At 69.4% G+C, this 19,605-nt stretch carries 21 protein-coding genes; 16 read left to right on the top strand and 5 right to left on the bottom strand.

What is annotated here, in order from left to right; all coding sequences use genetic code 11:
- The first annotated feature begins 19 nt into the window (after nucleotides 1-19).
- Nucleotides 20-364, top strand: coding sequence for a hypothetical protein (locus B9P64_RS20585; protein WP_085317498.1), 345 nt, complete (start codon nucleotides 20-22; stop codon nucleotides 362-364).
- Here B9P64_RS20585 and B9P64_RS20580 read toward each other — a convergent pair.
- Nucleotides 357-1,220: a DUF429 domain-containing protein gene (locus B9P64_RS20580; protein ID WP_085317496.1), complete on the bottom strand. Its 864-nt coding sequence runs from the start codon at nucleotides 1,218-1,220 to the stop codon at nucleotides 357-359. The genes B9P64_RS20585 and B9P64_RS20580 overlap by 8 nt on opposite strands.
- 198 nt (nucleotides 1,221-1,418) lie before the next feature.
- On the opposite strand from B9P64_RS20580, the gene B9P64_RS20575 reads away from it, so the two are divergent.
- The 5 genes from B9P64_RS20575 to B9P64_RS20555 all read left to right on the top strand — a co-directional run bounded on the left by B9P64_RS20575 (nucleotide 1,419) and on the right by B9P64_RS20555 (nucleotide 5,613).
- The gene (locus tag B9P64_RS20575) at nucleotides 1,419-1,829 is read left to right on the top strand and encodes a DUF2946 domain-containing protein (RefSeq protein ID WP_176256873.1); all 411 of its coding nucleotides are present in this window, start codon (nucleotides 1,419-1,421) and stop codon (nucleotides 1,827-1,829) included.
- 85 nt (nucleotides 1,830-1,914) lie between these two features.
- Nucleotides 1,915-2,508, top strand: a complete 594-nt coding sequence (locus tag B9P64_RS20570) for a copper chaperone PCu(A)C (protein WP_085317492.1) — start codon at nucleotides 1,915-1,917, stop codon at nucleotides 2,506-2,508.
- Nucleotides 2,509-2,516: 8 nt separating this feature from the next.
- Nucleotides 2,517-3,470, top strand: a complete 954-nt coding sequence (locus tag B9P64_RS20565) for a hypothetical protein (RefSeq protein ID WP_085317490.1) — start codon at nucleotides 2,517-2,519, stop codon at nucleotides 3,468-3,470.
- Between the two features lie 32 nt (nucleotides 3,471-3,502).
- Nucleotides 3,503-4,414 (top strand): MbnP family copper-binding protein, encoded by a 912-nt coding sequence (locus B9P64_RS20560; RefSeq protein ID WP_085317488.1) that lies wholly within the window; start codon nucleotides 3,503-3,505, stop codon nucleotides 4,412-4,414.
- Nucleotides 4,414-5,613: a methanobactin export MATE transporter MbnM gene (locus tag B9P64_RS20555; protein ID WP_085317486.1), complete on the top strand. Its 1,200-nt coding sequence runs from the start codon at nucleotides 4,414-4,416 to the stop codon at nucleotides 5,611-5,613. Before B9P64_RS20560 ends, B9P64_RS20555 begins: the two co-directional genes overlap by 1 nt.
- A gap of 42 nt (nucleotides 5,614-5,655) precedes the next feature.
- Here B9P64_RS20555 and B9P64_RS20550 read toward each other — a convergent pair whose 3' ends face one another.
- The 3 genes from B9P64_RS20550 to B9P64_RS20540 all read right to left on the bottom strand — a co-directional run bounded on the left by B9P64_RS20550 (nucleotide 5,656) and on the right by B9P64_RS20540 (nucleotide 7,388).
- A complete protein-coding gene (locus tag B9P64_RS20550; protein ID WP_085317484.1) occupies nucleotides 5,656-6,519 on the bottom strand; it encodes a cytochrome C assembly family protein in 864 nt (287 codons plus the stop codon).
- Nucleotides 6,520-6,725: 206 nt separating this feature from the next.
- Nucleotides 6,726-7,082 carry a hypothetical protein gene (locus B9P64_RS20545; protein WP_235840034.1) on the bottom strand — a complete coding sequence of 119 codons (357 nt, stop codon included), beginning with the start codon at nucleotides 7,080-7,082 and terminating at the stop codon, nucleotides 6,726-6,728.
- A 3-nt stretch (nucleotides 7,083-7,085) separates the two neighbouring features.
- The gene (locus B9P64_RS20540; RefSeq protein WP_085317480.1) at nucleotides 7,086-7,388 is read right to left on the bottom strand and encodes a hypothetical protein; all 303 of its coding nucleotides are present in this window, start codon (nucleotides 7,386-7,388) and stop codon (nucleotides 7,086-7,088) included.
- Between the two features lie 203 nt (nucleotides 7,389-7,591).
- Here B9P64_RS20540 and B9P64_RS20535 point away from each other — a divergent pair, with 203 nt between their 5' ends.
- Both B9P64_RS20535 and B9P64_RS20530 read left to right on the top strand, forming a co-directional pair.
- Nucleotides 7,592-8,968, top strand: coding sequence for a PAS domain-containing sensor histidine kinase (locus B9P64_RS20535; protein ID WP_085317478.1), 1,377 nt, complete (start codon nucleotides 7,592-7,594; stop codon nucleotides 8,966-8,968).
- Between the two features lie 145 nt (nucleotides 8,969-9,113).
- Nucleotides 9,114-9,548, top strand: coding sequence for a BLUF domain-containing protein (locus tag B9P64_RS20530; RefSeq protein ID WP_085317476.1), 435 nt, complete (start codon nucleotides 9,114-9,116; stop codon nucleotides 9,546-9,548).
- Nucleotides 9,549-9,556: 8 nt separating this feature from the next.
- Here B9P64_RS20530 and B9P64_RS20525 read toward each other — a convergent pair whose 3' ends face one another.
- Nucleotides 9,557-10,498 carry a LysR family transcriptional regulator gene (locus tag B9P64_RS20525; protein ID WP_085317474.1) on the bottom strand — a complete coding sequence of 314 codons (942 nt, stop codon included), beginning with the start codon at nucleotides 10,496-10,498 and terminating at the stop codon, nucleotides 9,557-9,559.
- 132 nt (nucleotides 10,499-10,630) lie between these two features.
- On the opposite strand from B9P64_RS20525, the gene B9P64_RS20520 reads away from it, so the two are divergent.
- The 8 genes from B9P64_RS20520 (at nucleotide 10,631) to B9P64_RS20485 (ending at nucleotide 19,529) form a co-directional block, all read left to right on the top strand.
- On the top strand, nucleotides 10,631-12,097 hold the full coding sequence (locus tag B9P64_RS20520) for a form I ribulose bisphosphate carboxylase large subunit (protein WP_085317472.1): 1,467 nt from the start codon (nucleotides 10,631-10,633) through the stop codon (nucleotides 12,095-12,097).
- 84 nt (nucleotides 12,098-12,181) lie between these two features.
- Nucleotides 12,182-12,628 carry a ribulose bisphosphate carboxylase small subunit gene (locus tag B9P64_RS20515; protein ID WP_085317470.1) on the top strand — a complete coding sequence of 149 codons (447 nt, stop codon included), beginning with the start codon at nucleotides 12,182-12,184 and terminating at the stop codon, nucleotides 12,626-12,628.
- A gap of 283 nt (nucleotides 12,629-12,911) precedes the next feature.
- Nucleotides 12,912-13,676, top strand: a complete 765-nt coding sequence (gene rpe / locus B9P64_RS20510; protein WP_085317468.1) for a ribulose-phosphate 3-epimerase — start codon at nucleotides 12,912-12,914, stop codon at nucleotides 13,674-13,676.
- Nucleotides 13,673-14,728, top strand: a complete 1,056-nt coding sequence (gene cbbX / locus B9P64_RS20505; RefSeq protein ID WP_085317466.1) for a CbbX protein — start codon at nucleotides 13,673-13,675, stop codon at nucleotides 14,726-14,728. The genes rpe and cbbX overlap by 4 nt, the downstream gene beginning before the upstream one ends.
- Nucleotides 14,725-15,771 carry a class 1 fructose-bisphosphatase gene (locus B9P64_RS20500; protein WP_085317464.1) on the top strand — a complete coding sequence of 349 codons (1,047 nt, stop codon included), beginning with the start codon at nucleotides 14,725-14,727 and terminating at the stop codon, nucleotides 15,769-15,771. Before cbbX ends, B9P64_RS20500 begins: the two co-directional genes overlap by 4 nt.
- Before the next feature lie 26 nt (nucleotides 15,772-15,797).
- Nucleotides 15,798-16,673 carry a phosphoribulokinase gene (locus tag B9P64_RS20495; protein WP_085317462.1) on the top strand — a complete coding sequence of 292 codons (876 nt, stop codon included), beginning with the start codon at nucleotides 15,798-15,800 and terminating at the stop codon, nucleotides 16,671-16,673.
- A gap of 163 nt (nucleotides 16,674-16,836) precedes the next feature.
- The gene (tkt, locus tag B9P64_RS20490) at nucleotides 16,837-18,837 is read left to right on the top strand and encodes a transketolase (RefSeq protein WP_085317701.1); all 2,001 of its coding nucleotides are present in this window, start codon (nucleotides 16,837-16,839) and stop codon (nucleotides 18,835-18,837) included.
- A complete protein-coding gene (locus tag B9P64_RS20485) occupies nucleotides 18,834-19,529 on the top strand; it encodes an HAD-IA family hydrolase (protein ID WP_085317460.1) in 696 nt (231 codons plus the stop codon). Before tkt ends, B9P64_RS20485 begins: the two co-directional genes overlap by 4 nt.
- Nucleotides 19,530-19,605 lie beyond the last annotated feature (76 nt).

Raw genomic sequence — 19,605 nt, 5'->3', positions numbered from 1 at the left:
CCGCCGCCGAGCCGCCGCCATGACCTACTTCTGCAACCTGGACGACCGCCAGAAATGGAACTTCGTCGCGATGCGCGTGCGTTGCGCGCTGCATCCCGAGCATCCCGAAATGATCGACCAGTACGTGCAGGTCGCCGGGCTGATGGTGCGGTTCGGCAAGCTCGACCCGTGGGAAGCCGCCGCCACCGCGACCCGGGTGCTGCTCGATACCGCGGTCGACCGCGAGCTGCCCGCGCACTGGCGCGCCCGCTGCCGCGCCAACCTGCCCGAGCAGCTCGACCGCATGGCCGCCATCGCGCTCACGCCCGGCCAGCGGCAGCTGGCGCATGGCCTGCGCGAGCGCGCCGGCGTGGTGCTCAACTGAGCACGGTCGGCGCCGGCAGGCCGGCCATCCAGCCTTCCACCGGATCGACCCGCGCCGGCAGGCCCCAGTCGGGCCGCAGCGTGGCTTCGGCGGCTTGCAGCGCGCACAGCAGCGCATCGAGCCGGTCGCCGCTGCCGTCCTCGATCAGCGCCGCCGCCTCGGCCGCCGGCAACCTCAAGCGCACCGCCAGCCCCAGCCCGCCGGCGCAGGCCGCCGCCAGCAGCTGAGCCCGCACGCCGGCGCGCTCGGCCGTGTGCCGGCGCCGGTCGTCGCTCTTGTAGCTGGCGCGCGTGAGATGGCGCGCCAGCACGCCCGGATAGGCCTCCAGCGCCACTCGCGCCGGATCGCCGCCGTCCAGCCCGAGGCCGGGCAGGCTCACGCCGGCCGCCATCAGCCTTGGCACGCCGGCATGCAGCATCCAGGCAACCGGCGGATTGACCCATTTCATCGACGGACTCGATCCGGCCACGCGGTCGACCGCGCGGTGCGCGAACTTGCCGCCGGCCGGCCGCGCGGCGCAGAACGCGCGAAAGCGCTCGCGCAGCTGGGCGCGCGGAATCGCGCAGCTGTGTGCCATGAGCGCGCGCCAGTCGCCCTCGGCGGCGCCGGGCCAGCCTTCGGCCAGCGCCAGTTCGCGCGGCCAGCCAAACGGAAAGTCGAAGCCGCCGACCCAGGGCCCGGGCGTCGCCAGCAGCTGCTCGAAGCCGTCGAGCGTGGGCAGTTCGTCGATGCGCTCCAGCACGAACAAACCGCCCGCGCCGAGCCGGCCGCGCGCCGCGACGATGGGCTTGCGGCGGCTCGGCGCCGAGCTGAAATCGACGCCAAGAAGCAGAGGAGCGGAACTGGAATCGGTCATGGCGGCGAAAGGCGGAATCGGCCGGGGCGGCTTCGACTTGGGTGCGGCGCGGGCCACAAGTTCCCGCGCGGGCGGCGCGCGGGCCGGCGGCGCAATTCTCGCCGGCCGCAGCGCCGGGCTGGCTGGGCAATTGCCCGCAGCCCTGCGCGCGGCCTGATGTCGGTCGGCCGGGCCGACACGTCGTGTTACTTTTGGCCGATGCCCTTTCGCTCCGTCAGCGCCCTGCGGCGCCTCGCCCTCGGTCTCGCCTGCCTGGCGATGCTGATGGCGGCGCTCGCGCCGACGGTGTCGCGCTGGCTCGCGGCGCAGGCCGAGGCGCCGCTGCTGGTGGAGGTCTGCCGCGCCGACGGCAGCCGCAGCGAGCCGGTCTGGCTGCGCGCCGCGCCGGCCGAGGCCGACCACTCGCACGACAGCCACGGCGCGCTCCAGCTCGATCATTGCGGCTATTGCGTCAACCCCGCCGGCGGTCACGGTCTGCTGCCGCCCGCGCCCGTCTTCGCCCTGTTCGGCCCGGCCAGCCATGCGCTGCCGGCGCTGTTTCTGCACTCGGCCCAGCCGCTGCCCATCTGGCGCTCGGCCAATCCGCGCGCCCCGCCCCTCCTCGCCTGATCCGCTCCCGTCCGTCGTAGTGCGCCCGGCCTGAAGGCCCCGGCGCGCCACGACTGTTCGCGTCCGCTTTCAGTCGAGGTTTTCCATGTCCGTCATCTCCGGCCGCAAGGCCGCGCAGGCGCTCGTCGCCGGCGCGCTGCTGGCCACTGCATCGCTGGTTGTCCATGCCGGCGGCGGCTTCGCGTCCGCCGCCTTTCCGCCCGACGAACCCTTGCGGCTGGCCGCCGCCGGCACGTCCGCGGTCGCGCCCGGCGGCACCGCCTCGGCCGCCGCCGCGCACATCGCCGTCACCGACGCCTGGGTGCGCGCCAGCGTGCCGGGCCTGACCGCCACCGGCGCCTTCCTCACCCTCACCTCGGCCACGCCGGCGCGGCTGGTCGGTGCCGCTTCGCCGGCCGCCGCCAGCGTCGAGCTGCATGAATCGATCGAGGAAGCCGGCGTGAAGAAGATGCGCCCGGTCGCCGCCATCGACCTGCCGGCTGGCACGCCGGTCAGCCTCGCGCCGGGCGGCTTTCACCTGATGCTCAACGGCCTCAAGGCGCCCGCCGCCGAGGGCGCGACACTGCCGCTGACCCTGCTGATCGACGACGGCAGCACCCGGCGCCAGATCGAGGTGACGGCCACCGTGCGCGCGCTCACCACGCCCGCCACCGATTCCCCGCATCAGCATCGCCACTGAGAGTTCCCATGAATCTGCGTCATTCCCTGGCCGCCAGCCTTGCGCTGGCCGGCCTGCTCGCCGTGCCCGTCGCGCAGGCGTCCTGCGGCTCGGCGTTCTGCCTAGTCAACACCGATTTTGCCGTCCAGGGCGCCTGGCTCGACCACGGCTGGCGCGGCGATCTGCGCTACGAACTGGTGCAGCAGAACCGGCTGCAACGCGGCGCGTCGACCATCGCGCCGTCCGATCTGGAAGACAGCAGCGAGGTCGAGCAGCGCACCCGCACCCAGCGCGTGACCGCCAGCCTCGACTACGGCTTCGACGCCCACTGGGGGCTGTCGCTGCAACTGCCCTTCATCGACCGGGTGCACGACCACCTGGCCGACGGCGCGCCGGTGAACTGGCATTTCCGCAAGCCCGGCGATGCGCGGGTGACCGGCCGCTGGCAGTCGGCGCTGCTGGGCGACACCGCCAGCGCCGGCAGCCTCGGGCTGATTGCCGGCGTCAAGCTGCCCACCGGCAGCACCGATGTGCGCAATGGCGACAACACGCCGGCCGAGCGCGCGCTGCAACCCGGCACCGGCACGACCGACCTGATCCTGGGCGGCTACTGGCGCGGCCTGCTGCCGCAGACCGGCCTGAGCTGGTTTGCGCAAGCCCAGCTGGAGCAGGCGCTGAACCGGCATGACGAGTTCAAGCCCGGCCACAAGCTCGGCCTCGATCTGGGCCTGCGCGCCGACCTGGGCGCGGTCGCGCCGATGGTCCAGCTCAACTGGCAGCAGCGCGCCCGCGATGCCGGCGCCGCCGCCGAACCCGACAACTCGGGCGGCCGCACGCTGGCCCTGAGTCCCGGCCTGTCGGCGCCGCTCGCGCCCGGCCTTCAGGGCTACGGCTTCGTGCAGATCCCCGTCGCCAGCAATGTCAACGGCGTGCAGCTCGCGCCGCGCTGGGCGCTGTCGCTCGGGCTGAGCCAGCGCTTCTGACACCGCACATCACATCGAATCAGGAACACCGCATGAACACCCTTCGCCACGCCAGTCTCGTTCTCGCCACCACCACGCTCGCCAGCCTGCTCGCCGCCTGCGGCGGTGGCGGCGACGGCGGCAGCGTCTCAAGCGGGCCGCAGACCGTGACCATCGCCTTCGACGCCATCGCCAACGGCAGCCCGGCGCGCTGCGGCAGCACGCTCGGCTCGCTCGGCAGCCCGGCGGTCGCGGCCACGCTGCGCGACCTGCGCTTCTACGTGTCCAACGTCAGGCTGGTGACCGCCAGCGGCACAACCGCGCCGCTCACGCTCGCCGGCAACAGCTTCCAGGGCAGCGGCGTCGCGCTGCTCAATTTCAACGACGGCAGCACCGCCGTGTGCGGCGGCAGCGCCATGACGCTCAACGCCAGCATCACCGGCACGGTGGCGGCCGGCAGCTATACCGGCATCGAGTTCGAGGTCGGCGTGCCCGAGTCGGTCAACCACACCGACTACGCCGCCGCCGCCGCGCCGCTGAACGTGGTGGCGATGGCCTGGTCGTGGCAGTACGGCCGCAAGTTCCTCAAGATCGAAGTCGATCCGGCCGGCGGCATCGCGCGCCCGAGCGGCACCGCCACCACCTGGTACACCCACCTCGGCTCGACCGGCTGCGCGGCCGACAGCGCCAGCAGCACCGGCTACACCTGCACCAACAGCAACCGCATGCCGGTCAAGCTCGCGAGCTTCAACCTCGACTCGCAGAAGGTGGTGCTGAACCTGAATGCGCTGTTCGCCAACACCAATCTGGCGCTGGATCAGGGCGGCGCCGCCGGCTGCATGTCGGGCAGCACCGATCTCGACTGCGTGCCGATCTTCGCCAACATGAAGATCGACCTGGCGACCGGCGCCCCGGTCGCCGGCGGCAGCACGAGCCAGGCGCTGTTCATCGCGGCGAGCAAGTGATGGGCGGCGCGCATCCCGACATCCGGGCGCGCGCCGGCAGGCCGGCCGCGCAGCTTGCTGCGGCCGGCGCGCTGGCGCTGCTGCTGGCCGCGTGCAGCGCCGGCGGCTCGGGCGGCAACGGCGTCGCCCACAGCCATGCCACGCCCTCGATCCCGGCCGCCGCCGGCCTGCCGCAGATGGTGGTGCCGGCCGACAACCCCTACACCGAAGCCAAGTTCGAACTCGGTCGCGCGCTGTTCCACGACACCCGGCTGTCGGGCAACGGCACGCAGAGCTGCGCGAGCTGCCACGAGCAGGCGCGCGCCTTCACCGACGGCCGGCCGCAGGCGATCGGCTCGACCGGCCAGACCCATCCGCGCAATGCCCAGCCGCTCGGCAATGCGGCCTTCCATGCCACGCTCACCTGGGCCAATCCCACGCTGGTCACGCTCGAACACCAGATGGAAGTGCCGCTGTTCGGCACCGATCCGGTCGAGCTCGGCATCACCGACGCCAACCTGGCCGAGGTGCTGGGCCGCTTTGCCGCCGACGCGCGCTATGTGCAGCTGTTTGCCGCCGCCTTCGGTGGCGGCAGCGAGCAGATCGGCATCGGCAACATCATCAAGGCCATCGCCAGCTTCGAGCGCGGCCTGACCAGCGCCGACTCGCGCTACGACCGCTATCTGGCCGGCAAGGCCACGCTGAGCGCGGCCGAGCTGCGCGGCATGCAGCTGTTCATGGGCGAGAAGGCCGAGTGCTTCCACTGCCACGGCAGCTTCAACTTCAACGACCAGATCCGCTACGTGGGCCAGGGCTCGGTCGAGACGCCGTTCCACAACACCGGCCTGTACAACCTCGGCGGCACCGGCGCCTTCCCCTATCCCAACCGGGGGCTGTTCGAGTTCACGAGCAAGGCCGCCGACATGGGCGCCTTCCGCGCCGCCAGCCTGCGCAATGTGGCGCTCACCGCGCCCTACATGCATGACGGCAGCATCGCCACGCTGGAGGAAGTGCTCGACTTCTATGCCGCCGGCGGTCGCAACATCGCCAGCGGCGCCCATGCCGGCGATGGCCGACTCAATCCGTACAAGAGCGACCTGATCGGCAACATCGATCTCACCGCGCAGGACAAGGCCGATCTCGTCGCCTTCCTGCGCACGCTCAGCGACGACACGCTGGTGACCAGCGCGCGCTTTGCCAAGCCGGCCTGGCTGCCCTGAACGCCGCCGCGCCGGCCCGACTCGCGGCCGGCGCGGCGGCATTCAGCCCCGATGCAGCAGCACCTGCAACACGAAGCTCGATCCGATATAGCCGAGGAACAGCAGCGCGAAGCCGGCCAGCACCTGACGCATCGCCACCCGGCCGCGCCAGCCGAAACGCCAGCGCCCGAGCAGCAGCACCGCGAACACCGCCCACGACAGCAGCGAGAACACGAACTTGTGATCGAGCCGGAATGGCTGGGCAAACATCTGTTCGTAGAACACCAGCCCGGTGACGATGCTGGCCGTAAGCAGGCCGAAGCCGACGAAGATGCTGCCGAACAGGATGCCTTCGAGTTGCAGCAGCGGCGGCGCCAGCCGCAGCAGCGCCTCGAAGCGGCGGCCGCCCGGCGCCACATGCAGCAGCCGGTCGAGCACGAAGATGCCGCAGGCATAGATGGCCGACACGCACAGCACGCCATAGGCCAGCATCGCCAGCAGAAAGTGGATGCCGAGCAGCGGCGTATAGCCGGCCTCCAGCCGCAGCACCGGCGGCGGAAAGGCCAGCAGCAGCAGCGTCGACGCCAGCCCGAGCGGGAACATCACCACGCCAAACAGGTTGACCGGCAGGAACAGCTGGTTGACCAGCTGGGCCGCGCAGCCGACCAGCACCATGAACGAGATGGCGGCGGCAAAGTTGAACCACAGCTGATGGCCGGCCAGCATCACGGCGAACAGCACATAGCCGTGGCCCAGCACCACGGCCAGCTCGGCCAGCCGCAGCCCGATACCCAGGCGCGGCGGCGGCGGCAGCGCGGCCAGGACGGCGGCGGGCTCGGCCGCGCCGGCGCGCGCCACGAAGCGCCACAGCAGCACGGTCAGCAGCAGATAAAGCAGCGCGACGAGGGAGAGTTCGGCGATCGGCATGCCAGGGGCTCGATGAAGTCCGGTGAGGGAAAAATGCCGGCGCCGCAGCTGCCGCGCCGGAGAAGCGCCGAGTTTGACACCGACCGCCGCCGACGCCCCGGCACCGGTCGCAGACGCCGGCCGCAGACGCGACAACGGCGCACCGTGCCGAAACACGGTGCGCCGTTGCGCAATGCGCCGACCCGACGGGCCGGCCGGCGGAAGGCTTACTCGACGCCGTTGTCGCGCTGGCGCGCGAACACGGCCTTGCGGATGCGCTCGTTGATCGACACCGGATCGGCATCGACCTTGCGCTTGGCAGCCGTCAGCGCGGCGTTGGCGATCGCGGCCTCGTCGTGGCGCAGCGGAATGCGGCCAGCGACATGGGTCGCGCCCGGAACGGCGGCACGGATCGCCTGACGGTTCGGGTGCTCGCCGATCTCGACCAGCGCGCCCGCTTCGGGCACGCCATTGAGACAGACGAAATCACCGATGACCTCGACCTTGCGGCCGTCGGCCGTCAACTTCACGAACGTGGCTTCGCCGCTGATGGGCATCGGCGTGATTTCGGTCGGGGTCGTCATGATTTACGCCTTTTCGCTGTACTTGGCCCAGAACTCGGCCTGGTTGACATAGGCACCGATGGCCAAGGCCTTGAACTTGTTGGACACGCCGCACTTGTAGCACTTGCCGCTCATGCTGAAGCCCTGGTCCGAGCAGAGATGGTCCTTGGTCTGCTGGCAGCCGGTGGCGCCGCATTCGCACTGGAACACCGTGCCGCGGCAGGTGTCGTTGTAGCTGCCCTTGCGCGTGCCTTCGCACACGACGAGGGCCGCGCCCTCGGGGGTGGTCCTGGTATCGACCAGCGTCTTGTAGGTGGTGGTGGCCATCTTCGTGCTCCCGGGATGCCTGAGTGAGTTGAATCGGAGTTCGCGCCATGTCGCGATGTCGCTGCATCGCGCTGTTTCCGGCGGCGGCGCCGTGCTGTAGGTTTTGAAGCCAACCCGACAAATCCCGGCGCCGCCTGCCGTTTGCAGCCGGTTTCAGCGAAAACCGTGCCGTCGCATCGCGCCTCCTTGATCCGCCTCAAGCCATGACCGCCCCGCCTGTGCCGCCGCACCCGCCCGCCGAGGGCCTCGACGAGGCCGCCTGGGTCGATGTCATCCACAAGATGGACGAGGTGTATTCGCGCCTGATCGAGGATGAGATCGCGCTCGAGCAGAAGAACGCCGAGCTGGAGGAATCGCACCGCTTCATCTTCAGCGTGCTGAGCGCGATGAGCGATCTGGTGCTGGCCTGCGCCGAGAACGGCGAGATCCAGGACAGCAACGATGCGCTGCGCGATCTGGTCGGCCGCAGCGAGGCCGAGCTGCGCGGCCGGCGCATGGCCGAGCTGCTGGCGCGGCCCGACGACGAGGCCGCCGTGCGCGCGCTCACGCACAGCGCGGCGCTGGCCGGGCCGCGCGCGGCGCGCGAGCCCGTCGAACTGCATCTGCGCGATGCCGCCGGCAATGCGGTGCCGGTCGAGGTGCATTGCTCGTCGCGCTTCGACGCCAACGGCCAGCGCTCGGGCTTCGTGTTCGTCGGCCGGCCGGTCGGCGAGCTGCGCCGCGCCTATCAGCAGTTGCAGGATGCGCACAACGCGCTCAAGCAGACCCAGGCCCAGCTGCTGCACTCCGAAAAGATGGCCTCGCTCGGCCGGCTGGTGGCCGGCGTGGCGCATGAGCTGAACAATCCGATCAGCTTCGTGCTCGGCAATGTGCATGCGCTCAAGCGCTATTGCGAACGGCTCGGCGACTACCTGGCGGCGCTGCATGCCGAGGTGCCGCCCGCCGAGGCCGAACGGCTGCGCGCCCATCTCAAGATCGACCGGACGCTGGCCGATTTCCCGTCGCTGATCGAGGGCACGCTCGAAGGCGCGACCCGCACCGCCGAGATCGTCGCCGGGCTCAAGCGCTTCTCGGCGATGGACCGCGAGGAGGCACGCGCGGTCGATCTGGCCGACGTGGTGGCGCGCGCGGTGCTGTGGGTCGGCAAGGGCACGGGCGGGCGGTTTGCGGTCACCCAGCGCGGCTTCGACGGCTGCCTGGTGCATGGCTCGGCCGGCCAGCTGATGCAGGTATTCATGAACCTGATCCAGAACGCCTGGGATGCGACCAGCGCCGCCGGCGTCGAGGCGCCGGCGCTCGACATCGCCGCCAGCCGGCTCGATGCCGGCACGGTGAGCGTGCGCTTTGCCGACAACGGGCCGGGCATTCCGGCGCCGCTGCTCGGTCGCATCTTCGATCCCTTCTACACGACCAAGCCGGTCGGCAAGGGCACGGGACTGGGACTGTCGATCAGCTACGGCATCGTCGAGCAGCACGGCGGACGGCTGCTGGCGGCCAGCGCGCCGGGCGGCGGCGCGGTATTCACGGTCGAGCTGCCGCTCGAAAAAATCGCGCCGATGTTGCCGCTGCAACCCTCGTGAAAGCCGTATGGCGGAAATTGCTGCGGCGCCGCACGAAATTGCACGCTCGAGTCGTCACTGACCCGAAGCTATACGGACAATCCGGCACGCACGCCGTCCCGATCTGCCAAGCCGGGAACGATCACTCCCCCGAACCCGCCCGGCAATGACTCACTTACAACTGGTGCTTTACGTCAGCAGCGCCACCCAGCCCATGACGGAAGCCGACATTGCCGCCTTGCTGGTGCAAAGCCGCGACCGCAATGCGCAGCTCGGCATCACCGGCCTGCTGCTCTACCGCGACGGCAACTTCATGCAGGCCATCGAAGGGCCGTCCGACGCCATCGTGGCGGTGTACGGCTCCATCTGCCGCGACCCGCGCCACACCAATGTCATCACCCTCATCGACACGCCGGTGCCCACGCGCAGCTTTGCCGCCTGGTCGCTCGGCCTGATCCATCTCGACGGCCTCGGAGAGCCGGTGGTGCTCTGCCGCGACGAATGCCCGCCGGTGACGCTGGACACGCTGACCGACAACTATGGCGCGGTCGCATTGCTGCGCGGTTTCTGCGAGCAGTTCAGCGTCGGCAAGCGCCACTGACGACGGCCTCAGTTGCCGGTGCGGCGCGGTTGCAGCGCACCAAATTCATGGGCTAGCAGCGCCTCGCCATGCTCAAGCACGTAGTAGCGGAAGGCCTCGGCCACCGGCGACAGGGTGCGGCTCTGCACATGCACCAGGTTCCAGCTGCGCACGATCGGCGTGCCTTCCACCTCGATGACCGCGATGCGGCCGGCGTCCAGCTCCAGCCCCAGCGTGTGCAGCGACAGCACGCTGAGCCCGATGCCGGCCATGACCGCCTGCTTGATGACCTCGTTGCCGGCCACTTCCATCGCCACGTTGGGCGTGAAGCGCGCCTCCTCGAAGAAATGCTCCATCGCCGCGCGCGTGCCCGAGCCGCGCTCGCGCACGATGAAGTTGTAGGGCGCCAGCGCATGCACCGGCGGATGACCGACGTTGAGCGACGGATGATCTGGCGGCGCAACAAAAACATGCGGATGCGCGGCGAAGGGCTCGGCGCGCGTCGCCACCTCCTTGGGCGGCCGGCCCATGATGGCCAGCTCGACCTCGTTGCGCGTCATCATCGCCATCAGCTGCTCGCGGTTGCCGACGCTGATGCGCACTTCCACGCCCGGATGCTCGCGCGTGAAATCGGCCAGCAGGCGCGGCACGAAATGGCTCGCCGTGCTCACCATGCCGATGTGCAGCAGACCCACGTCGATGCGCTGCAAGCGCGCCAGCAAGTCCTCGGCGTCGCGCAGCGTGCCGAGCAGTTTGCGGGCGTAGACCAGCACGTATTCGCCCACGGTCGTGAGCGACACGGTGCGGCCGCTGCGGTCGAACAGCGGCATGCCGACGTTCTCTTCCAGCTCCTTCACCTGCATCGACACCGCCGGCGGCGTGAGATGCAGCTCCTCGGCGGCGCGCGCAAAGCTCAGATGCCGCGCCACCTCGTTGAACACGCGCAGTTGGCGGAAGGTGACGTTCTTCATCGGCGATTGGCGGATTGATTCATCAGCCAAAGCTTACGTCAGCGGTAAGCAAGTTTGACTTTTCCTGAACGGATGTCACGCCGAGACTTCCTCTCAACGAACGACAACCACCGCTCGACGAGAGGAGACAGCATGAACACTGCCGTGGACCAAGGCGTCATCACCGACGCGAAGAAGCGCTACAGCGCCGGTGTCCTGAAGTACCGCCAGATGGGCTACTGGGATGCCGACTACGTGCCGAAGGACACCGACACGCTGTGCCTGTTCCGCATCACGCCGCAGGATGGCGTCGATCCGATCGAGGCCGCCGCAGCGGTCGCCGGCGAATCGAGCACCGCCACCTGGACCGTCGTCTGGACCGACCGCCTGACCGCCTGCGACAGCTACCGCGCCAAGGCCTACAAGGTCGAGCCGGTGCCCAACAATCCCGGCCAGTACTTCGCCTGGGTCGCCTACGACATCATCCTGTTCGAGGAAGGCTCGATCGCCAACATGACGGCGAGCCTGATCGGCAACGTGTTCAGCTTCAAGCCGCTCAAGGCCGCGCGGCTCGAAGACATCCGCATCCCGGTTGCCTACGTCAAGACCTTCAAGGGCCCGCCGACCGGCCTGGTGGTCGAACGCGAACGGCTCGACAAGTTCGGCCGTCCGCTGCTCGGCGCCACCACCAAGCCCAAGCTCGGCCTGAGCGGTCGCAACTACGGCCGCGTGGTGTACGAAGGCCTCAAGGGCGGCCTCGACTTCATGAAGGACGACGAGAACATCAACTCGCAGCCGTTCATGCACTGGCGCGACCGCTTCCTGTACGTGATGGACGCGGTCAACAAGGCCAGCGCCGCCACGGGCGAGGTGAAGGGCTCGTACCTCAACATCACCGGCGCGACGATGGAAGACATGTACGAGCGCGCCGAATTCGCCAAGGAACTCGGCTCGGTCGTGATCATGGTCGACCTCGTGATCGGCTGGACCGCGATCCAGAGCATGGCCAACTGGTGCCGCAAGAACGACATGATCATGCACATGCACCGTGCCGGTCATGGCACCTACACCCGGCAGAAGAGCCACGGCGTGAGCTTCCGCGTGATTGCCAAGTGGCTGCGCCTGGCCGGCTGCGATCACCTTCACACCGGCACGGCGGTCGGCAAGCTCGAAGGCGACCCGATGACGGTGCAGGGCTACTACAACGTCTGCCGCGACTCGTTCACCAAGCAGGATCTGCCGCGCGGTCTGTACTTCGACCAGGACTGGGCCGACCTCAAGAAGATCATGCCGGTCGCCTCGGGCGGCATTCATGCAGGGCAAATGCATCAATTGATCGACCTGTTCGGCGACGACGTGATTCTCCAGTTCGGCGGCGGCACGATCGGCCATCCGCAGGGCATCCAGGCCGGCGCGACCGCCAACCGCGTGGCGCTCGAAGTCATGGTCAAGGCGCGCAACGAAGGCCGCGACATCAAGAACGAAGGCCCGGAAATCCTCCGCGCCGCCGCGCAATGGTGTTCGCCGCTCAAGCAGGCGCTCGATACCTGGGGCGAGATCAGCTTCAACTACACGTCCACCGACACCAGCGATTACGCCGTGACGCCGAGCGTGGCCTGAACGACGCCCGAGCCCGCCGCGACCGCCACGCCATCGGCCATGCGAGCCGCGCGGGCAGCCCACCGAATCCGAGGAGACACGACCATGATGACCAACCCGACCGGCCGCCTCACGCAAGGCCAGTTCAGCTTTCTGCCCGACCTGACCGACGAGGAAATCTCGGCCCAGATCGAATACGGCCTTGAGAAGGGCTATGCCTGGAGCGTCGAGTACACCGACGATCCGCACCCGCGCAACACCTACTGGGAAATGTTCGGCCACCCGATGTTCGATCTGCATGACGCCGCCGGCGTGATGCTGGAACTGAAGGCCTGCCGCGAAACCTTCCCGAGCCACTACATCCGCATGATGGCCTTCGACTCCACGCGCAACGTCGAGACGATCACGATGAGCTTCATCGTCAATCGTCCGGCGGTCGAGCCCGGCTTCCAGCTCGAACGCATGGACACGGTCGGCCGCACGATGCGCTACTCGGTGCGCTCCTACGCCACCAACCAGCCCGAACGCGAGCGCTACGGCGCCAAGGGCTGACGCGCGGACGGCGCGGCACCGCCCGCGCAGGCGCCGGCCCCGGCACTGCCCGACGCCTGCGCGGCCTCCCTCGCGCTGACCGGCGGCGTTCCCTCCGCCTCCGGCCCGCGCAGCGGCGCCGCACCGTCCGCCTCCGTCAGGCCTGACCGTTTCTGCGAGCCCGATCGCGGCTGGCTGCATTGCCTCGCGGCCCAGCCCCGCGCGCCCGCAGTTTTTCCTTCCGCACCGCCCTTCGCCCGCTCCTGCCGGGCGTCGTGGCGGAGCCCTTGCCGGATGAAACGCCATGTCGAAGTTCCGCATCGCCCCCAGCCTGCTGTCGGCCGATTTCGCCCGTCTCGGCGATGAGACCCGCGAAGTCATCGCGGCCGGCGCCGACTGGATCCATTTCGACGTGATGGACAACCATTACGTCCCCAATCTCACCGTGGGCCCGATGGTCTGCGAGGCGCTCAAGCGCCACACCCGGCGCGCCGACGGCAGCTCGGCGCCGATGGATGTGCATCTGATGACCACGCCGGTCGATTCGCTCGCGGCAGCGTTTGCAGCCGCCGGCGCCGACTACATCAGCTTCCATCCCGAGGCCACCCAGCATGTGGACCGCACGCTGCAATCGATCCGCGCGGCGGGCTGCAAGGCCGGGCTGGCCTTCAATCCCGGCTCGCCGCTCGACCTGCTGGAATGGGTGGTCGAGAAGGTCGATCTGGTGCTCATCATGAGCGTCAATCCGGGCTTCGGCGGCCAGAGCTTCATCGATGCATCGCTGCGCAAGATCGAACGCGCGCGCCGCATCGTCGAGGCCAGCGGCCGCAGCATCCGCATCGAGGTCGACGGCGGCATCACGGCCGAGAACATCGGCCGCGCGGCCAGCGCCGGCGCCGACACCTTCGTGGCGGGTTCGGCGATCTTCAAGCCGGCCGACCGCTTCGAGGCGATCCGCCAGCTGCGCAATGCGCTCGCGCCCTTCGACAGCCAGCCCCAGCCGCTCGGCGACGACACCATCTCGCTGCCGGCGGCCGGCCCGCGCCAGCTGGTGGGGAGCCTTGCATGAATGCGCGCACCGACCTGCCCTACGGCACCGCGCCCTTCCTGCAGGCCACGCGCAATACCGCTGCGGCCGGCGCCGCCCAGCCGGCCACGGCCGCAGCGAAGCCGGCCGCCGCCGAGCCGGCCGCGCAACCCGCGCCGCCCAACACCGTGGCCGGCGTGCTCGCCGAGACCCGCATCGAGGACACGCTCGACGAACTCGACCGCGACCTCGTCGGCCTGGTGCCGGTCAAGACCCGCGTGCGCGAGATCGCCGCGCTGCTCGTCATCGACCGGCTGCGCCGCAACCTCGGGCTGGAGGCCGAAACGCCGTCGCTGCACATGTGCTTTACCGGCAACCCCGGCACCGGCAAGACCACGGTGGCGATGCGCATGGCCGAAATCCTTCATCGCCTCGGCCATGTGCGGAAGGGTCATCTGGTGGCGGTGACGCGCGACGACCTCGTGGGCCAGTACATCGGCCACACCGCGCCCAAGACCAAGGAAATCCTCAAGAAGGCGATGGGCGGCGTGCTGTTCATCGACGAGGCCTACTACCTGTACCGGCCCGAGAACGAGCGCGACTACGGCCAAGAGGCCATCGAAATACTGCTTCAGGTGATGGAGAACAACCGCGACGACCTGGTGGTGATCCTGGCCGGCTATGCCGACCGCATGAACACCTTCTTCGAGAGCAATCCGGGCATGTCGTCGCGCATCGCGCATCACCTCGACTTTCCCGACTACGGCCGCGACGAGCTGCTGACCATCGGCGAAACCATGCTGTCGCAGCGGCACTACCGCTTCGACGACGGCGCGCGCGAAGCCTTCTCGCGCTATCTCGACAAGCGCATCGGCCAGCCGCATTTCGCCAATGCCCGCAGCGTGCGCAATGCGCTCGACCGGGCCCGGCTGCGCCAGGCCGGCCGGCTGTTTGCCGACCGCGACCGCGTACTCAGCGCGGACGACCTCACCACGCTCACCGCCGCCGATGTGCTCGCCAGCCGCGTTTTCGCGGGCGACGCCGGCAGCGCTGCGGCCAACGAATTCGACGACAACCAGAGGGAAACAGCATGAGCGACGAACTGAAGGACTGGCTCGACCGGCATGGCGGCGACAGCGGCCTGACCGAGACCGTGCTGGCGATTGCCGGCGGCTGCCAGCTGATCGCCGAGGCCACGCGGCAAGGTCCGCTGATCGGCCTGGTGGGCAGCGCCGGCAGCAGCAATGTGCAGGGCGAGACGCAACAGCGGCTCGACGTCTACACCAACGAGCTGCTGTCGACCGCGATGGAAGGCTGCCGCAGCGTGGCCGGCTATGCGAGCGAGGAGCTGGAAGAAGCCATCGTCTCGGCGCGCCATTCGTCGGACGGCTGGCATCTGGTGCTGTTCGATCCGCTCGACGGCTCCAGCAACATCGACGCCAACATCTCGATCGGCACGATCTTCTCGGTGCTGCCGCATCCCGAGCCAGGTCGCGAACCGGCGGCCGACGACTTTCTGCAAGCCGGTCGCAACCAGCTCGCCGCCGGCTATGCGGTGTACGGCCCGGCCACGGCGCTGGTGGTGGCGGTCGCGGGGCGCGCAGCCAGCTTCACGCTCAACCCGGCCGACGGCGAATGGGTGCTGACGCGCGACGAGATCCGCGTGCCGACCGCCACCCGCGAGTTCGCGATCAACGCGTCGAACGAACGCTTCTGGGAAGCGCCGGTGCAGCGCTATGTGGCCGAGTGCGTGGCCGGTGTCGAAGGCCCGCGCAGCCGCGACTTCAACATGCGCTGGGTCGCCAGCATGGTCGCCGAGGCGCACCGGATCATCACGCGCGGCGGCGTCTTCCTCTATCCGCGCGACAACAAGGAACCGCGCAAGGCCGGCCGGCTGCGCCTGATGTACGAGGCCAATCCGGTCGCCTTCGTGATGGCCCAGGCCGGCGCGCATGCGGTGACCGGCTGCCATCCCATCCTCGACGTGAAGCCCGACGGCCTGCATCAGCGCGTGCCGCTCATCTTCGGCTCGGCGGAGGAAGTGGCGCGCATCGTCGACTACCACGCCGACACCAGCGCCAACGTGTCGCTGCAACTCTTCAAGACCCGATCGCTGTACGTGAACGCGCACGCCTGAAGGCGCGGCACGGAGGAGACAAGAACATGAGCAAGAAGCATCCGATCATCGTCGTGACCGGCTCCAGCGGCGCGGGCACCACCACCGTCAAGCGCACCTTCGACAACATCTTTCGCCGCGAGGGCGTGAAGGCCGCCGTGGTCGAGGGCGACGCCTTCCACCGCTACGGCCGCGTGGAAATGAAGGCCGAGGTCGCCAAGGCCGAAGCCGAGCACCGGCCGTTCAGCCACTTCGGCCCGGACGGCAATGTGTGGGATGAGCTGGAGCGCCAGTTCGCCGCCTTTGGCCGCACCGGCCGCGCCCAGACCCGCTACTACCTGCACAACGACAACGAGGCCGCGCCCTACAACCAGCCGGCCGGCACCTTCACCGGCTGGATCGACACGCCAGCCGATGCCGACCTGCTGTTCTACGAAGGCCTGCACGGCTGCGTGAAGACCGAGACCGTCGATCTGGCGCGCCATGTGGACCTGAAGATCGGCGTGGTGCCGATCATCAACCTGGAGTGGATCCAGAAGCTGCACCGCGACCAGAAGGAACGCGGCTACAGCACCGAGGCGGTGACCGACACCATCCTGCGCCGCATGCACGACTACGTGCATTACGTCTGCCCGCAGTTCGCCGAGACCGACATCAACTTTCAGCGCGTGCCGGTGGTCGATACGTCCAACCCGTTCATTGCGCGCGACATCCCGACGGCGGGCGAAAGCATGACCGTCATCCGCTTCAAGAATCCGCGCGGCATCGACTTTCCCTATCTGCTGTCGATGATCGACGGCTCCTTCATGAGCCGGGCCAACACCATCGTCGTGCCCGGCGGAAAGATGGAGATTGCGATGCAGCTGATCCTGACCCCGATGATCCTGCGGCTCATGGAAATCCGCCGCGCCCAGCTTTCGTGAAGGACGAGCGATGACCTCCACCTCCAGCGGCTTCGGCCATTCGGGCTGTCACTTCGCGGCGTCGGCCGATGCGGCGACCGGCGGCAGCGTGACCCAGTTGCGCTTCACCAAGGATGCACCGGCAGTGCGGGTTCATCGCCCGTCGCGGCTCGATGCGAAGACCATGGCCGGCGCGATCCGCGCGCTCGCCATGGACGCGGTGCAGAAGGCCAAGTCGGGCCACCCCGGCGCGCCGATGGGCATGGCCGAGATGGCCGTCGCGCTCTGGGACCGGCATCTGCAACACAACCCGGCCAATCCGCACTGGCCCGACCGCGACCGCTTCGTGCTGAGCAACGGCCATGCGTCGATGCTGATGTATTCGCTGCTGCACCTGACCGGCTACGACCTGCCGCTCGACGAGCTGAAGCAGTTCCGCCAGCTGCACAGCCGCACCGCCGGCCATCCCGAATACGGCATCACGCCCGGCGTGGAAACCACCACCGGCCCGCTCGGCCAGGGGCTGGCCAATGCGGTCGGCATGGCGCTGGCCGAAAAGCTGATGGCCGACGAATTCAACCGGCCCGGCCACACGGTCGTCGATCACCGCACCTACGTCTTCCTCGGCGACGGCTGCCTGATGGAAGGCATCAGTCATGAAGCCTGCTCGCTCGCCGGCGCGCTCGGCCTGGGCAAGCTGGTCGCGCTCTATGACGACAACGGCATCAGCATCGACGGCAAGGTCACGCCCTGGTTCGACGACGACACGCCGGCGCGCTTTCGCGCCTATGGCTGGGAGGTGATCGGCCCGGTCGACGGCCAGGATGCGGATGCGGTCGATGCGGCCCTCGTCGCCGCGCGCGCCGATGCCTCGAAGCCGACGCTCATCGTCTGCCGCACCGCGATTGGCGCCGGCTCGCCCAACCGCTCGGGCAGCGCCAAGGCCCACGGCGAACCGCTCGGCGACGAGGAAATCCGCCTGACGCGCGAAGCCATCGGCTGGCCGCATGCGCCGTTCGACATCCCGGCCGAGGTGCGCGCCGCCTGGGATGCGCGCGAGCACGGCGCGGTGGCCGAAGCCGACTGGCAGGCGCGCTTCGCGCTGTACGAGGCCGCCCATCCCGAGCTGGCGGCCGAGTTCCGCCGCCGCATCGCCGGCAAGCTGCCCGAGGACTTCCGCGAGACGGCATTCAAGCTGCTCGCGCAATCGGCGCAAAGCGATGCGGCGGTCGCCACGCGCAAGGCGTCGCAGATCGCGCTCGCCACGCTCGGCCCCGCGCTGCCCGAACTGCTCGGCGGATCGGCCGACCTGACCGGCTCGGTGCTGACCGACTTTCCGGGCTGCGGCGCGGTGCGCAAGGGTCAGCCGGGCGGGCGGCATGTGAACTACGGCGTGCGCGAATTCGCGATGGCGGCGGTGATGAACGGCATCGCGCTGCACGGCGGCCACATCCCCTACGCCGGCACCTTCCTCGCGTTTGCCGACTATTCGCGCAATGCCATCCGCATGGCGGCGCTGATGAAGATTCGCGTCGTCCACATCTTCACGCACGATTCCATCGGCCTCGGCGAGGACGGCCCGACGCATCAGCCGGTCGAGCATGCGCTGGCGCTGCGCGCGATTCCGGGTCTGGACGTGTGGCGGCCCTGCGATCAGGCCGAGACCAGCGGCGCCTGGATCACCGCGCTCCAGCAGTCCGACCGGCCGAGCGCGCTGCTGCTGTCGCGCCAGGCGCTGCCGGCCTGCTCGCGCTCGCCCGAGCAGGTGGTGGAGATTTCGCGCGGCGGCTATGTGCTGAGCGAAGCCGGCAAGCCGACGCCCGATGCCATCGTCATCGCCACCGGCTCGGAAGTGAAGCTGGCGCTCGAAGCGCAACGCGCACTCGCCGCCGAAGGCATTGCGCTGCGCGTGGTGTCGATGCCGAGCACCAGCGTGTTCGACCGCCAGCCGCCCGAGTGGCGCCGCAGCGTGCTGCCGGCCGACGTGCCCAAGCTCGCCATCGAGGCCGGCATCACGCTCGGCTGGTGGAAGTACGTGGGCCTCGACGGCGCGGTGATCGGCCTCGACCGCTTCGGCGATTCGGCGCCGGCCGAGGCGCTGTACGAAGCCTTCGGCATCACCGCCCGCGCCGTGGCCGACGGCGTGCGCGGGCTGCTGCAACAGCGCGCCGGAGCGGCGGCATGAAGAAGCTCGTCACCTTCGACCTGGACGGCACGCTGGTGCAGAGCGCCGGCGAAATCGCCGCCGCCTGCAATCTCACGCTGCGCGAGCTGAACCTGCCGCAGCAGCCCGAGGCGCTCATCACCGCGATGATCGGCCACGGCACCAGCGAGCTGTTGCTGCAACTGCTGGCCCAGGCCCGGCCCTGGCTCGGCCGCAGCGGCATCGCCGACTGGCATCGCCATGTGCTGCCACTGTTCCAGGTGAACTACCGGCTCACCTGCGGCACGAGCGCCACGCTCTACCCGGGCGCGCTGGAGGCGCTGGCGCTGCTGGATGCGGCCGGCGTCAAGCTGGCGCTGGTCACCAACAAGGAGGAGCGCTATGCCCGCGTGCTGCTGCGCGCGCTGGCGCTCGAAGGCCGCTTTGCCATCGTGATCGGCGGCGACAGCCTGCCGCGCCGCAAGCCCGATGCGCTGCCGATCGACTACTGCCTGCGCCAGTTCGGCATCGCGCCCAAAGACGCGGCGCATGTCGGCGACTCGTTCATCGACGTGGAAACCGCGCGCGCCGCCGGCGTGGCGGCCTGGGTGCTGCCGCATGGCTACAACCGTGGCCGCGACATCGCCGAGGCCAAGCCCGACCGCGTGTTCCACAACCTGCTCGACATCGCCCATCACGTACTGGCCGAGCGCTGCACCGCGCTTGCCGCCTGAACCGGCACTGCGCCGGCGGCCCGCAAGCCGGCGCCGGCGCGCCCTCGCATAACCCGCATTTCCGGTGCCGCTTTGG

Source organism: Derxia lacustris, from assembly GCF_002105195.1.
GTDB classification, from domain to species: domain Bacteria; phylum Pseudomonadota; class Gammaproteobacteria; order Burkholderiales; family Burkholderiaceae_E; genus Derxia; species Derxia lacustris.
Note: the sequence above shows the minus strand (reverse complement) of the source record. Positions and strands in the feature narration are given on the sequence as shown.